Origin of the sequence: Flavihumibacter cheonanensis (genome assembly GCF_022352215.1) — a bacterium.
Classification (GTDB): domain Bacteria; phylum Bacteroidota; class Bacteroidia; order Chitinophagales; family Chitinophagaceae; genus Flavihumibacter; species Flavihumibacter cheonanensis.
Genome location: NZ_JAKRWF010000002.1, coordinates 899471 through 913898, shown reverse-complemented (window position 1 = coordinate 913898; position 14428 = coordinate 899471). Strand labels below are relative to the sequence as shown.

Annotated in this window: 12 protein-coding genes; 3 read left to right on the top strand and 9 right to left on the bottom strand. The window is 42.3% G+C overall.

From position 1 onward, the window contains the following. The first annotated feature begins 18 nt into the window (after nucleotides 1-18). Nucleotides 19-1095 (top strand): porin, encoded by a 1077-nt coding sequence (locus tag MD536_RS13285; protein ID WP_239600808.1) that lies wholly within the window; start codon nucleotides 19-21, stop codon nucleotides 1093-1095. Nucleotides 1096-1099: 4 nt separating this feature from the next. On the opposite strand, the gene MD536_RS13280 is transcribed toward MD536_RS13285, so the two are convergent. The 7 genes from MD536_RS13280 to MD536_RS13250 all read right to left on the bottom strand — a co-directional run bounded on the left by MD536_RS13280 (nucleotide 1100) and on the right by MD536_RS13250 (nucleotide 10368). Continuing rightward, nucleotides 1100-1990 carry an NAD(P)/FAD-dependent oxidoreductase gene (locus tag MD536_RS13280; protein WP_239600799.1) on the bottom strand — a complete coding sequence of 297 codons (891 nt, stop codon included), beginning with the start codon at nucleotides 1988-1990 and terminating at the stop codon, nucleotides 1100-1102. A gap of 38 nt (nucleotides 1991-2028) precedes the next feature. Further along, nucleotides 2029-3222 (bottom strand): GTP-binding protein, encoded by a 1194-nt coding sequence (locus MD536_RS13275; protein WP_239600795.1) that lies wholly within the window; start codon nucleotides 3220-3222, stop codon nucleotides 2029-2031. Between the two features lie 16 nt (nucleotides 3223-3238). Beyond that, nucleotides 3239-4582, bottom strand: a complete 1344-nt coding sequence (locus MD536_RS13270) for a DUF3526 domain-containing protein (protein WP_239600787.1) — start codon at nucleotides 4580-4582, stop codon at nucleotides 3239-3241. Between the two features lie 3 nt (nucleotides 4583-4585). Then, nucleotides 4586-6037 carry an ABC transporter permease gene (locus MD536_RS13265; RefSeq protein ID WP_239600785.1) on the bottom strand — a complete coding sequence of 484 codons (1452 nt, stop codon included), beginning with the start codon at nucleotides 6035-6037 and terminating at the stop codon, nucleotides 4586-4588. Nucleotides 6038-6048: 11 nt separating this feature from the next. Continuing rightward, on the bottom strand, nucleotides 6049-8529 hold the full coding sequence (locus tag MD536_RS13260) for a TonB-dependent receptor (protein WP_239600784.1): 2481 nt from the start codon (nucleotides 8527-8529) through the stop codon (nucleotides 6049-6051). Between the two features lie 11 nt (nucleotides 8530-8540). After that, nucleotides 8541-9242, bottom strand: a complete 702-nt coding sequence (locus MD536_RS13255; RefSeq protein ID WP_239600781.1) for an ABC transporter ATP-binding protein — start codon at nucleotides 9240-9242, stop codon at nucleotides 8541-8543. A gap of 418 nt (nucleotides 9243-9660) precedes the next feature. Further along, entirely contained in the window at nucleotides 9661-10368 is a 708-nt protein-coding gene (locus tag MD536_RS13250; protein WP_239600773.1) for a M15 family metallopeptidase, read from the bottom strand. A 235-nt stretch (nucleotides 10369-10603) separates the two neighbouring features. Between MD536_RS13250 and MD536_RS13245 the strand changes: the two genes are divergently transcribed. After that, on the top strand, nucleotides 10604-11785 hold the full coding sequence (locus MD536_RS13245) for an MFS transporter (protein WP_239600761.1): 1182 nt from the start codon (nucleotides 10604-10606) through the stop codon (nucleotides 11783-11785). A gap of 5 nt (nucleotides 11786-11790) precedes the next feature. On the opposite strand, the gene MD536_RS13240 is transcribed toward MD536_RS13245, so the two are convergent. Further along, nucleotides 11791-12807 (bottom strand): LacI family DNA-binding transcriptional regulator, encoded by a 1017-nt coding sequence (locus MD536_RS13240; protein ID WP_239600755.1) that lies wholly within the window; start codon nucleotides 12805-12807, stop codon nucleotides 11791-11793. 89 nt (nucleotides 12808-12896) lie between these two features. On the opposite strand from MD536_RS13240, the gene MD536_RS13235 reads away from it, so the two are divergent. Beyond that, nucleotides 12897-13307, top strand: a complete 411-nt coding sequence (locus MD536_RS13235; RefSeq protein ID WP_239600753.1) for a hypothetical protein — start codon at nucleotides 12897-12899, stop codon at nucleotides 13305-13307. Here MD536_RS13235 and MD536_RS13230 read toward each other — a convergent pair whose 3' ends face one another. Then, entirely contained in the window at nucleotides 13308-14399 is a 1092-nt protein-coding gene (locus MD536_RS13230; RefSeq protein WP_239600750.1) for an MBL fold metallo-hydrolase, read from the bottom strand. It abuts the gene before it with no gap. Nucleotides 14400-14428 lie beyond the last annotated feature (29 nt).

Sequence of the window (14428 nt, the reverse complement as noted above, 5' to 3'; positions counted from 1 at the left end):
AGGGTGTAATTTAGATCTATGCTAAGCAGGTGTTTTCTTTATACCTTTTTTACATTAGCAGCTGGATCACTGTTTGCACAGAAAGATTCAGGAAAAATCAAATTTTCCGGCTACCTGGAAACTTATTATACCTATGATTTTAACCGGCCCCAAAACCATACCCGTCCAGATTTTCTCTATTCACACAACCGCCATAATGAGTTCAACCTGAATCTGGGTTTTCTAAAGGGCAGCTTTAGCAGTGAAAGGCTCAGGGCAAACCTCGCTTTTGCGGCTGGCACATACATGAATGCCAACCTGGCTTCGGAACCAGGAGTTTTGAAGAATATCTTTGAAGCCAATCTTGGAGTTAAATTATCAGCTCGAAAAAACTGGTGGCTGGATGCAGGTGTCCTGCCTTCTCACATTGGATTTGAGTCTGCAGTCAGTAAGGATTGCTGGACCTTAACCCGAAGTATGTTAGCAGATAACTCACCGTATTATGAAACCGGGGTCAAACTAAGTTATACAAGTCAAAACAATAAATGGACTGCTGCAATGCTGATTTTAAATGGCTGGCAGCGTATCCAGCGTTTGGAAGGCAATCAGTCTTTGGGATTCGGACATCAGTTGGTTTTCAAACCAACCGATAAAACAAGTATAAACAGCAGTTCTTTTATTGGAAATGATCAACCGGATTCCAATCGACAGATGCGCTACTTCCATAATTTATTTGGCCAGTTTGAGCTAACTGAAAAATGGGCATTCGTAGTTGGTTTTGATATGGGTGCTCAACAAAAATCCAAAGGCAGCAAACAATTTAATAGCTGGTATTCACCTGTTCTGATCAGCAGATTCCAGCTCCATCCAAAATGGAAACTTGCCGTAAGAGGCGAATATTATTCTGATAAAAATAAGGTAATCGTTGATACACAAACAGCAAATGGATTTTCGGCGATTGGATATTCCATGAATATTGATTACGCCCCATTCGAACAGGTGAGCTGTCGATTGGAAATCCGCCAACTTCGATCCAATGATTACTTATTCTATAATGGGAGAAAAAGCACAAGAGATAATGAGTTTTTAACTATTTCTACGGCTATTTCATTTTAATAGGTTACTCTATTAGGAATTTGTTGATTGCCGCACCTGCCATCGTACCCTGAGCCACTGCTGTTGAAACGGATCGCATCGCTGTCGTGCAATCTCCAGCTGCAAAAACATGTGCCAGCGAGGTTTGCTGAAAAGGATTAACCGTGATATATCCCTGTTCGTTTAATGAAAGTCCGAGTTGTTGAACCAATGGACTTTGATGAAACGGAACCCTTGCAAAGAGCGCTTTTAAAGGAATCAACGTACCATCCTCCAATTGAACCTGGTACAGGTGTCCATCGGTATGAAGAATTGATTGAACCGGCGAAGACCGAACCGGAATACAGGCTTTTTCCAATTGAGTCAGTTCCTGTTGTGTAAGCATAGGGTTTCCATTGGTAAGCAATTGAATCCTTGTTGACCATTGCCGGATCAGCTGTACAAAATCCATTGCCATTTCTCCATTGGATAACACAGCCAATGCTTCTTTCCTCACTTCATACCCATGGCAGTATGGGCAATGCAATACTGATATGCCCCAACATTCAGCAAAACCCGGAATGGGTAACAGTTCATCTTTTACTCCCGTTGCTAGTAGTAGTTTTTTGGTATGCACCTGCAAACCTTGAGAGGTATACACCAGGAGTCCATCTGCTGTTTCTTCCACCTTGCTTACAGTTTCATCCAACCACTGAACAGTAGGATATTCCAGTACCTGTTCTTTGGCAACGGATGCGATAAAGGCTGGGGTGGCGCCATCCCTGGTCAGGAAATTATGAGAATGCGGGGTTTGCCTGTTACATGGCTGACCATTATCGATAACCAATACTTCTCTTAATGAACGACCGAGTGCCATGGCCGCTGACATACCTGCGTAGGATCCCCCTATTATAACTACTTCAACTGCTTTATTCATATTCTATTCTTAAGATGATAAAATGTTTTAAGTTCCATTTATACCGGAAACCGGTCTTTAAACCGTTGTCCGTTTTTCATGGCAGCGATTTCATTTTCCGTACATAAACAAGATTGTAATTGCGCCTCCACTGCCTGCTTGTTCAACTCCTGTCCTATTATGACAAGTTCGTTGAACCGGTCCCCAAATTGTTTGTCCCATCTACGCTCAATGGTAGTCTGATTGTCAACAAAAGCGGCATACCGGATTCGTTCCCCATAGGGCATGGAACACCACCAGGCTCCGGCTTTATCCACCCGTAAACTTCCACCCGCCTGGTTCCAGTTCAGTGCTTCATCTGGGCGACTTGCGATCCAGAATACTCCTTTGCTCCGGATTATATTGATTGGCCATTGATCATTCAGGAAAGTCCAGAATCGTTCAGGATGAAAAGGAGCTTTTGCAGTGAATACGAAGGAACTGATTCCATACTCTTCCGTTTCAGGGATATGCTCTTTTTCTCTTTCTTCTTTCCAGCTTTCCATTTCGCTTGCTTTCTCAAAATCAAACAAACCGGTGTTCAATATTTCACCAAGTGGAATTTTCCCAAAACTGGATTCTATTACATGTGCGCCCGGGTTTAATTGTTTGAGAACAGCACGCAACACGCCAAGCTGCTCCGCTGATACCAAATCTGTCTTGTTTAGAATAATCACATTGGCAAATTCAACCTGGTCTGTGAGAAGATCTACTATGGTTCGCTGATCTTCTGCCAGTTCTGTTAACTTACGGTCTTGCAAGCTCTCCATCGTTGAATAATCCCTTATAAAATTAAAGGCATCCACTACGGTTACCAGGGTATCCAGCCGGGCAATGCGACCCAGATCAATTCCACTTTGTTCATCCTGGTAACTAAAGGTTTGGGCAACTGGCAAAGGTTCACTTATGCCTGTGCTTTCAATTAAGAGGTAGTCAAACCGCTTTTCCATGGCCAGCTTCTCCACTTCAACCAGTAAATCTTCTCGCAACGTGCAACAAATACAGCCGTTGCTCATTTCAACCAGCTTTTCTTCTGTTTTATGAAGTGTCTGTTCATTCTTTACCCATTGTGCGTCGATATTCACTTCACTCATATCATTAACAATAACAGCTACTTTAAGTCCTTCTTTGTTTTTGAGTACATGGTTCAATAAAGTAGTTTTTCCTGCACCGAGGAACCCGCTCAAAACAGTTACCGGTAATTTTTTATCCATAGTTAAAACTTTATTCTTATGCCATTGAATGCATTCGTTTCCAACTGACACCAAATAATCCCAGGATGAAAACCAGGAAAGGGAGGAAAACCGGTAACCAATCAGGCTGGTTATTTTGCTCAACCGTTCGAACTTCCAACGCCTGCCAATCCACTTCCTCTACCTGCTTATTTTCGAAAATCAGGGGATAAACCTTTTTTCTGACAGACTCATGAAAATTTGCAGTTTCCTTCAGAAATAATAGATGATTTTCCAGTCCGGCTTTAGCCAATGTATTAAACTGATGTTGCGTATGAAGCGTTGGAATAAACAAAGAAATGGATCGGGCTACAGCTTCTCGTTTTGCCAGCTTACTCATGAAAGATTCAGTGTGTGCTTTAGACTCCTCATCACCCATATGTTGCATAGCATAATACCAAAGCCAACTGAAACTTTCCTGCGGATATCCATACTTTTCATAGTCGGGATAAACTTTATAAAAAGCCTTCAAAGTGGGGGTCTTTTCCATATCCCATTTTTCATGATAGGCTTCCCGTTGTTCTACCATCGTAGATAACGCTTCTGGTACAGGATAGCGGTTAGTGAGGTAGTTATTAACGCCTGCAGGTAAAATGATGGCCAACAAAATCCAGCAGCCTAATAACAATATTGCATTGGTACTGGAATTTTTATTAAATGAAATTATGAATGCACAAAGGCCAAACCAAAACAACAAATAAGCTATACCTGTTCCTACAAACAGCAAAAACCTGTAGTTAATAGATAAGGGCAATAAAACAAACGCCAGGCCGATCAATACAAAAAACACGGAGAACACAAACCCCATGCGTATAACCAGGCTTTTCCAAAGTAAAACAGCTGGTTTTCGGGCTTGTACACGAGTCATATTCCAGGTGCCGGCTTCCTGGTCTGCAGACCAAACAGAATAACAGGATGCAATGATCAATAATGGGAACAGGTAGAGCAAAACAAAACTCAGGTCAAGATTCCCTGCATGTAATACAACAGGATTGTACAGATCAGTATCATACCGCTGGTTTTCCAGGTTCCGGATGGTAACAGACTGGATTGAAGGATTTACATCCCGCTGACCAATGCTTAGACCATTTATGGGATCCAACTCATTAACAAGACTGAACTTCAAATAATAAAAAAGCAATCCGAGTTCAGAGGAAAAAAACTCCTTGTTTCGCTTAATGTGCTCGTTTTGCGCTATCGTTGTTTGCTTTACTGCCTCCTGCTGTTTAACCAGGTGCTGTCTTCCAATTAACAAACTGATGATACCGGCAAGTAAAACGGCAGATATGCCTACCTGGGCTACAGAGGTCCGAACAAAGTTTTTTATACAAAGCTTCCACATCGTTTACAGGGCATTTAATTTTTGTGAACGAAAAATCAGCAACCAAACAGAAAACAGGAACCAGGCTATCAGCATCAGCAGCGAGTAGCCGGCTTCTTGAAGTCCTTGTTTCCAGTTGGTAGATGGATATGTGAAGGCAGGAAATGCTTTCCAGAAATCGCGACTGATAGCAGGCCCTTTTTCACCTGGCGCTGGCTTTTTATTTGAGATATACTGAATCTGCCAGTCATTCATCTGTTGCGCCAACCGGTAGCGATAGTTCTCAGCTTCTGTCTGGAACCTCGTATAAGAAGAGAAGTCAGTTCCGGAAAATGACATGGAGCACAATCGAATTGGCAAAAAGGGATTTACCCAACCAGCCAATCGGCTTAGGTTGTTTTGTTTTTTATATATATCCTGTAAAACAGCCATTTGTTGGTTGTACAATTCAGTGCTGATGCGTTCCCCTTCTTTCATTTGAAAACCACTGTAATTAAATGGCAACTCTTCTATTGAGCTAACATTGTGTGCGCGTAGTACAGAATCTTTTAAGGCTTTGTAATAAGGGTCATTGGGATCGTGACTATCTCCTTTTTTAATAAGTTCCTGCTCAACCATCGAGTCAAAATGAATTTTTGATGGTGCGGGAAATACCCAGGAAGCACCCGATTGTATGGCACGTGGCAAAATGATTCCCATCAATAACCAAATGCCAATCAATGAAACCAGTGCCAGCCTGGCAGATTTTGAAATAGCAGAAACCCAGGTTGCAATAGCTGCTATGATCCAAAAATATACACTGTATAAAAGCAGCAATCCTATACTACGTATCCACCAATCAGTATTCATTTCCAACTCAGGAATAGAAAGGGATGTGCCAACCAGCAAGAACATACCAACTAGCAAGAACACCATTGCAAGCAACCAGAGTCCCAAACATTTTCCCAGCAATAATTCTTTCCAGCTTGTACCCTGGCTAAACAGCATTTTCAACGTGCCGTTTTCCCGATCTGCAGCAATTGCACCAAAGCCTATAAAAAACAACAACAAGGGAACCAATAGCTGTAAAACCATGGATTGAGTGATTTCCCCAAAACGAAGCAAACCGGTACTCAAGCCTGCTTCTGAAAAGTTGACTGTGTTTTGTTTATGTGCTTCCAAAAAAATGGCATTCCCGGCATACGTATCAATACCCCTGTCAAACAAACTGAGGGGATCAATAGAACGAAAGGCGATATATCCATAATGCGCCATTCGATGCGGATGTTTGTCCGGCATTTCTTCCCAATGATTCCGAACCAGTTCACGGTAATAGTTTCGGGTTGTAATCTGCTGACAATACTGGGTATAGGAGCTTATGTTGGCATACAACAACAATAGTAAAATCAACCCCATCAACAGCTGAACCGGACGATTGCTAACAGCAGAAAAAAAAGAATGCTTTGCCAGCATCCAGCAAACAGATCTTCTAATCATACGAGTTTATTTCAAAATGAGTAGGATACATGAAATAGCAGATTTCTGGGTGCGCCAGGAAACAGGCGCAGATAATTTTGCGCTCCAATCCAATACGTTTCATCCAGGAGATTATTGACTTGTAAGGACAATTGCATATTACTGCCCGAGAGAGTATAATAAACCGCCATGTCCAGTAAGGTATAAGCAGGAACTTTAAATGATCGGTTGAACCAGGGAATGCGATCACCGTTGTATTGCAATCCTAGTCCTACTCCCAAATCCTTCAGGAAACTACCCCTGGCAAAATTGTAGCGGGTCCAGAGATTGCCGCTGTTATAGGGGGTATTTTGCTTTCTCGCCCCTTTTAATGATTCATCACTGTCGTTTACAATTATGGCGTCAATATAACTGTAAGAAAGATTGATTTGCCAATTGGGCAACAGGTAGCCGGCTGCATCCATTTCAAATCCCCTGCTTCTTTCTGCTCCCCTCGTAACCAGTAAATCAGGATTTACTGGATCATTGGCATTCATTAAAATATTACGCTGATTGATTTCATATATCGCAGTATTCAAAAAAAATCTCCCCTTCAAAAGAGTTGATTTTAGACCAATTTCCTTCAGATCGTTTTCCAGGGGTGCAAAGCTACTACCGGAGGGTGCTGCTACAGGAAGCAGCGTAACGGTATTTGCCTGTGGCTGAAATCCCTGCAAATAGGTAGCATATAGATTTAAATTTGGTAGAACGGAATAGGTTAATCCAATTCTTGGAAGTAAACGGGATTGGCGAACATCAATTTCATTGGAACTTTTGTAATTGGTTAAATCCCGAAACCACTCATTACGAAGACTAGCCAATAACGTAAACTTTCTCCATTGCAGTTGTTCCTGAATGAATACAGAATTGGTTGTTGTCAATGCTGCTGGTAATGATGTTCGTGAGAATTGATAATCGCTGATATTCCGGATCGTATATGCCGGATTCTGCAAATCAAAATGTGGCACATTAGGACTTGGTAGCGTAGTGCCACGTACTACTATTGTTTGGTAATTGTCAGCATTAGCCGGATTGAAACTATTGGAAATTGTACCATCCTTCAGGTAAAATCCGCGGGCTGCATTCTGTCCGCCTCCCTTTAGTTTTTGCCAGCTGTGCAGGTCATACCCAGCCAGCAATATATGCCTGATAGTACCTGTTGAAAAATCAAATTTCAGGTAGCTATTGATGTTGTCAATATTCCAGTTTTGTTGACGCTGCACCATTTGCATCGCTGCCAGGCTGGTAACAGGTTGATTTTGTAAATCAACAGCAAACGCGTTGGTAGTTCGATGTTCCAGTAAATCTTCATTCCAGGTTTGTTTCATATAGGAACCTACCACACTAATACCTTTGGTAAACTCGTGGGAAAGATTCCCCATTACCAGTAACTCTTTTGATTTAAAGTAATCATTGGGTGCACCCAAATTCAATTCAATAGGGGTGCTGTTTAATTTGGTCTGTCCTGCTATGGCACCAAATATGGGTTGGCCGCGATCCAGTTTTCCATCGTTGTTGGAATATATCAATTCCACATTGATGGCTGTTTTTTTAGAAGGTATATAACTGAAAGAAGGTGAAAGCAAGAGATTTTTCTGACCTACGAGATCCCTGAAACTTTTGGCTTCTTGGTAGGCCGCATTTAACCTGTATAAGAGTGTTTTGGAATCGTTAAGCGGACCTGTAAAATCCAATGTACCGCGAATGGTACTGAAACTTCCTGCACTTACACTGATATTCTTCCTGGAAACATTCAGCGGTTTTTTTGTAACAAGGTTTATACTACCACCTGGATCTACGCTCGAGAAACTGGCACTGGCCGGCCCTTTGATAACTTCTACCCGTTCAATATTAGTCGTAAGCGGTTGTAGGAAATAATACTGGCGGGTACGCATGCCATTGATAATCTGACCTTCTTCATTTTGGCTGATACCACGGATAGCATATTGATTGTAATAACTGGAAGGAATTACACCGCTTGCTATTTTCACTGCATCGGCAAGTTGAAAAGCCTGGCGATCCTCTATAAGCTCTTTCGTAATTGTGGAAATTCCGAGCGGAATATCTTTATTTAAGGTGGCGGTTTTGGTAGCACCGAAAGAATAATCGCTGGTGTATTTTCTGGATGTTCTTCCAGTTACTTCAACAGATTGCAGCAAAGCATTGGTTTGAATAAGCCGGATCTTAAGATTATTGGCGGCTGATCTCCCATCTACTATAATAGTTTCTACAAATTCTTCATACCCGATGGAAGATACTTTTAAACTGTATCGTCCATTTTGTATGTCCGCGAATAAAAAATCACCCTGCTCATTGCTGGAAGCCGAATATGTTTTTTGCTTTGATTGAAGTTGAACGGTGGCACCTGTTATTGGTTCCCTGGATTCCGATTCAATTTTCCCATTAATAGAATATTGAGAGATCCCGGGCAAGGATTGCATGCTTAACACGATAAACAGAAAAATAAATCTCATTAGACATTTGCTTAGATGGTTTCGAGGTAAACTTGTTGGAGGGCTTCTGCAGTAATGGCTGAAGTGGAAAGTTCGTGAACCAGTCTTCCCTCTTTCATAATTCCAATGCGTGTGCCCAAACTAACCGCATTGAAAATATCATGGGTCGCCATAAAAAGGGTCGTACCCTCAGCTGAGAGCTGTTTACATAATTGCGTGAATTCTGCTGTTGCTTTAGGATCCAGTCCACTGGTAGGTTCATCCATCACAATCAATTTTGCGTTTTTTGCCAGGGCGATGGCAATACCAACTTTCTGACGCATCCCTTTTGAATAGGTGGCTAACCGTTTTGTGTGGGCTTCTTTTTGCAAACCAGCTTTGGAAAGAAAAGCACTCAATTCTTGATTCGCGTATTTAGATCCCGCGAGCCGGCTAAAAAAATCAAGATTTTCCAGGCCTGATAATTGTCCGTATAACTGAACGATTTCAGGAATATAGGCTACTTCTTTTCGGCTATCCGTGCTGTTTACCTGAACAGGAATTCCATTTATGGAACAAGATCCTGAACTGGCTTCCAGGAAACCTAAAATAAGATGGATGGTAGTGGTTTTACCTGCTCCATTCTGACCAAGCAGGCAAAACACTTCTCCCTCCTGAATACTGAGGTTCAGGTCGGTAAGGGCAGGCACACCATTATAGTGCTTGCACAGTCCGACCATTTCGAGAACTGGCATGACATTAATTTTTTAATGAAAGAAGAAAACTCCGTTAGAGCTGAGATAGGAATATGCGCTTAAAGAGCAGGTGGCCCCCGATACAATCGATTCGAAAGCTCATATCGTCTTAGCTCATGAATCGTTGTTGGCGAGGTAGTTTCCCAGGAAACTACTGCAGAAAGAAATCGGAAACCATGTTCATCTGTATAGGTTGCATATTCATGATCACAAACAGAACAGGAATTTGACGAACCTTCAATTTGTTTGGATACCAATTTGGCAGCGTCCGACTTAAGACCCTTTTGGCGTTCAGAGTGAACATGATGGTGCCACAGTATTACAGGTAATGAAATAAAGCAATACAGTAGGAGCAGTAAACCTGCCACAAACTTTTTATATCGTAGGTATAATTTCAAAACTTAGCTGGCATTACTATTTAATATAGTTGTTCAAAGAGATCAGGATCGATATCCATCAATTCAAAATTCTTTCCGGCGCTATAATTATAATGCCACCATTCCACAGGATCAACTTCAAAGCCATGTTTCCGCATAATGCTTTTAAGAGTTTCCCGGTTTCGAATAACCCGTTCGGGTAATTGTGAAAATTCCGGATGAGCAGCATACACCAATGCATCAAAAGGAGTTGGCATTGCGAGTTCTTTACCCGTACTCAAATTGATTAAGGTAAGATCCAATGCAATTCCCCGGTTGTGTTTACTCCCGGTTCGTGGAAGTCCCATGTAAATCGTATCCGGTAAGCGCTCAAACATTCGGCAGGTAACTGAATAGGGTCTGTATGCATCATAAATTTTCAGGGCAAGTCCCATTTCCCGAAGATCCTGCTGAACAGCTGCCAAAGCTTTGGCTACCGGTAATCGTACAAAGGCATGAGGCCGGGAATACAATTGTTCATAAAAGATATTAGCAGTTCCGGCATACTTGATGTCCAGGTGTATGCCCGGAATAAAATCACTCAGCTTCACCATTGCTTTATTAGAGTCAGCTTGAATCGATTGACGCAACTCCTGCAAACTGGTTTGAATCGGGAGTCCATAGGGATAGGATTTCACTTGAGCAGCGATTGGCCAGTTTTCCAACAAGAGCAGTAGCAACAATATTTCAAGCCCTATTTTTTGCAACATCATTGCAAATATAGAAATTCCTTGTTCACCTCCAATTTTTTTTGAAACAAGATATGTTCGTCAAAAGAAATTACTACCCAATTGTAAATCAACGCTTCAGGGATTCAAAACAGAACCCAAACCCGCTCCCGTTTCGATTAACAAATTTTTTTCATACCCATTTGTGTACGATATACACAAAGTATTGTAAATTTGTTGAAACGTTTCAACATTTTGAACTACAAAGCGGCGTTATATGAATAAGTATATTTTCCCACTCACCCTTGGCGGACTTGGAATAGGCACCACCGAATTCGTGATCATGGGTCTGCTGCCTGAAGTAGCAGCCGCCATGGGTGTAAGTATTCCCAGCGCCGGTTACCTGATTTCTGCTTATGCACTGGGCGTAGTAATTGGCGCTCCTTTACTGGTTGCAATATCAACCAAGTACAATCCCAAAAAAACATTACTGGCCCTGATGGTCATATTTACACTATTCAATGGACTATCCGGACTCGCACCGAATTTCAATTCGCTGATCGTACTGCGCTTTTTATCCGGACTACCACACGGAGCTTTTTTTGGTATTGGAGCAGTTGTTGCCTCTCAACTGGCGAAAGATGGTAAACAGGCCCAGTCTATTGCCATGATGTTTTTAGGATTGACAGTTGCCAACCTGGCAATGGTACCACTGGTTACACTGGTGGGACAAGCACTTAGCTGGAGATTCGCATTCCTGTTTGTAGCATTGATCGGTGCTGTTACTGTTTTCTTCATCCACAAATGGTTACCCGATCAAGAAGTAGATTCTACGAGTTCCGTAAAATCAGAATTGCAGTTTTTTAAAACCGGTAAAGCCTGGCTGATCCTGCTCATCACTGCCATCGGTTTCGGCGGACTCTTTGCCTGGTTCAGTTATGTAGCTCCCTTGTCTATTCATATTTCCCGCTTCTCTCCTTCCTTTGTTCCATATATCATGTTACTCGCAGGAATTGGAATGGTAATCGGAAATATCCTGGGTGGCATACTCGCAGATAAGATGCGGGCGGATAAAGCTGCCATACTGCTTTTCCTACTGCAGGTTATCACATTGCTGGCGGTCTTCTTTTTTTCCGATAATCAATACTTTTCTTTGATACTGACCTTTCTTTGCGGATTACTGGCAATGGCGGTTTCCTCTCCCATTAATATGCTGATGATTACCACCGCAAAAGATTCCGCCCGAATGGGTGCTGCATTCATGCAGGCAGCATTTAATGTAGCCAATTCATTGGGTGCTTATTTTGGTGGACTCCCGCTTGCCTATGGATTAGGATTTAATTATCCTTCATTGGCTGGGGCGATTATGGCTTTAGGCGGATTGGTTTTAAGTGTAGTATTCATCCTGAAATACAAAACAGAAGAAAGTTCCCCTGCAGCCTATATGCCTGCCCATTAAGCTATTTATTCAGGAAGTCTTGACGGCTGCTTTACAATAAGCTCGGCCTGTAATTCCAGGAAAGCAGCTTTAGTTGTTCCATTTAGTTTGGAGAGTAAGCGCTGAATAGCCAGAGAGCCCATCTGCTGTATAGGCTGCCGTATATACGCATAGGGCGCATCAAATAATTCAAAATCATCCAGACTATCAAAGCCTACAAGGGCAATACGTTCCGGCACTTTTATTCGCTTCGCATGAATGTATTGCAGACAATACCCCGACATTAGATTGGATGCGCAAAAGATGGCATCGATCGATTTAGGTTGGTCGAGTAAGGCATCCATGGCTGCTTTTACCTCAGCATAACTAACAGAAGTACCCAACTGCTTAACCCTTGACTTTTCCAGCCGTATGCCTGCTGAGCGCAGGGCTTCTTCATACCCCCGAGTTCGCTCCTGAAGTGTATGCAATGGATTACTGAAGGCAAGCATACCAATCCGGGTTTTCTTTTGCGACAGTAATTGCCGGATTGCCAGTTGTGCGGCATCAAAATTATTCAGTCCCACGTAATCACAGGAAATACCCGGGAAATAGCGATCGATTAATAGGAATGGAACCTTTGATTTTTTTAAACTTCGGATGAATGACTCACTTCCCGCAGGTGCCGCAATGATCAGGCCATCTACCTGGCGGGTGGACATAAAATCAAGTACCCTTTTAAATTTAGCGGGATCTTCATCCGAACTGCCGAAAATGACGGCATAACCCTGGCGATCAGCTTCATCTTCAATACAACGTGCCAACTGCGCAAAAAAAGGATTAGCGATATCCGAAACAATCAGACCTATACTCTGGGTTTTATTGGTCTTCAGACTCCGCGCGACAATATTTTTCTGGTAATGAAGTGATTTAGCCACTTTCCGAATCTTATCCGCAGTTTCCTTTTTAATCCGGTTTTCATGCTGATTATTAAGCACGTAGGAAACCAGGGTGACCGAAACACCGGCCTTTTCAGCAATATCCTTGAGCGAAACAGTTGCCATGGGTTAAAACTACTATAAATACGGTAGGGATGCAACGCTAATGAAAAAGCTTTTGTCAAGCCTTACAAGAGAACCAAAATTTAATGTATATGCGAAAGCTTTGTCTTGCGTTATTAACATCTGCGTTATTTTTTACCGCCTGCCAGAAAGTAAATCAACAGCAGGAACTAACCGGAGAAACAATTGTTACCGTAAAAGCTATTGATGCCCTATGCGGTTCCGTTATCTTTGAAATCCAGGAAGAGTCACTTAAAAAATACGGAGAGCAGAATTTTACTTACAAGGGGAAAGAATACGATGGCCTGTTTTCAAGCCAGTTACTTTGCTCAGAATATTCAAATACCAATCTATATCCGAACAATGATGGGAGCTTTGAACCCAGTTCTTTCAAAGTACTGATTTCAAAAAACCCTCCCACCTATAATTGTGAAAATGCAACCTGTTTGGCTATTCTGACTAATATGCCAGAGACATTTTATTTTATTCATCCCATCCGGTGATCATTCACTCCACCAATTTGTGAAAGCATGTTCCTCACTGTTAAGATTCACCAGTTCACCAATTCTTGGAGTTAGGAGATTGACCTGGTAGGTTTCATTGAGGCGATGCAATTCTTTCAATGGCTCATCCCAACTGTGAAGCGCCAGCGAAAATTTGGAGCTATGAACCGGAAGCACTTTTTTCGCATTCAGGTCCTTTGCTGCTTTCAGCACTTCCTCTGGTAAACAGTGAATAGCCTGCCAGGCAAGGTTGTACTGGCCATTCTCTAAAATGGCCAGATCTATTTCGCCAAATCTTTTACCTATAGCTGCAAAATGGCTGTCATATCCACTATCACCACCCAGGTATAGTTTCTTTGATCCTACCTCCAGCAGAAATGCAAGCCAAAGGGTATTGTTTCGGGTGAAGGTTCTGCCACTGAAATGCCTGGCTGGCAAAGCATGAAGCAGGCTGCCATTGGAAAGTGTAATAGAATCCTCCCAATCCAACTCATTAAGCTGTTCGGGTGCATACCCCCAGTATTCCAGATGCGCACCAACTCCTAAGCCGGTAATCACTTTTTTCACGTTTGGCTGAAGTGCCACTACCGTTTTGTAATCCAGGTGATCGTAGTGATCATGACTGATCAACAGGTAATCCAACTCCGGAATATCCTTCACCTGGTATTCATTGGAGCCCGCAAAAGCCCTGGTAGTACCTGGAATTGGTGAGGCATTACCACTGAAAACCGGATCCACCAATATCCTTAAGCCATTGATCTGCAGATAATAGGAAGAATGACCAAACCAAACCAACAGGTTGCTGTCCAACGGTAATGCATGCAAATCCGTTTTGATAGAAGGAATGTTACCCGGTGGCATTTTATCCGGCACTTTTTTAAAGAAAAAATCATACAGTACACCAGCGAAGGAATACCCCTTCGTAAGATTGGGTGTATAGCTGAGGTTCTGAAATTTTCCGTCCCGGAAATTGCGCGACTGCCGGATGCGCTCCATTCGTTTGCCTTCGGGTGCTTTGCCAAAAATCGGTTGCTGCATATAAAACAGTCCGGTAATCAGCAGAATGGCCAGTATGGAAAAGAAGATTAGCATATAAACTATTTTTATATTTACTATTCCAA

Bases quoted from the DNA above. Each gene is read 5' to 3' on its own strand.
- MD536_RS13285 (WP_239600808.1), top strand. From the start codon at position 19: ATGCTAAGCAGGTGTTTTCTTTATACCTTTTTTACATTAGCAGCTGGA.
- MD536_RS13280 (WP_239600799.1), bottom strand. From the start codon at position 1,990: ATGAATAAAGCAGTTGAAGTAGTTATAATAGGGGGATCCTACGCAGGT.
- MD536_RS13275 (WP_239600795.1), bottom strand. From the start codon at position 3,222: ATGGATAAAAAATTACCGGTAACTGTTTTGAGCGGGTTCCTCGGTGCA.
- MD536_RS13270 (WP_239600787.1), bottom strand. From the start codon at position 4,582: ATGTGGAAGCTTTGTATAAAAAACTTTGTTCGGACCTCTGTAGCCCAG.
- MD536_RS13265 (WP_239600785.1), bottom strand. From the start codon at position 6,037: ATGATTAGAAGATCTGTTTGCTGGATGCTGGCAAAGCATTCTTTTTTT.
- MD536_RS13260 (WP_239600784.1), bottom strand. From the start codon at position 8,529: ATGAGATTTATTTTTCTGTTTATCGTGTTAAGCATGCAATCCTTGCCC.
- MD536_RS13255 (WP_239600781.1), bottom strand. From the start codon at position 9,242: ATGCCAGTTCTCGAAATGGTCGGACTGTGCAAGCACTATAATGGTGTG.
- MD536_RS13250 (WP_239600773.1), bottom strand. From the start codon at position 10,368: ATGTTGCAAAAAATAGGGCTTGAAATATTGTTGCTACTGCTCTTGTTG.
- MD536_RS13245 (WP_239600761.1), top strand. From the start codon at position 10,604: ATGAATAAGTATATTTTCCCACTCACCCTTGGCGGACTTGGAATAGGC.
- MD536_RS13240 (WP_239600755.1), bottom strand. From the start codon at position 12,807: ATGGCAACTGTTTCGCTCAAGGATATTGCTGAAAAGGCCGGTGTTTCG.
- MD536_RS13235 (WP_239600753.1), top strand. From the start codon at position 12,897: ATGCGAAAGCTTTGTCTTGCGTTATTAACATCTGCGTTATTTTTTACC.
- MD536_RS13230 (WP_239600750.1), bottom strand. From the start codon at position 14,399: ATGCTAATCTTCTTTTCCATACTGGCCATTCTGCTGATTACCGGACTG.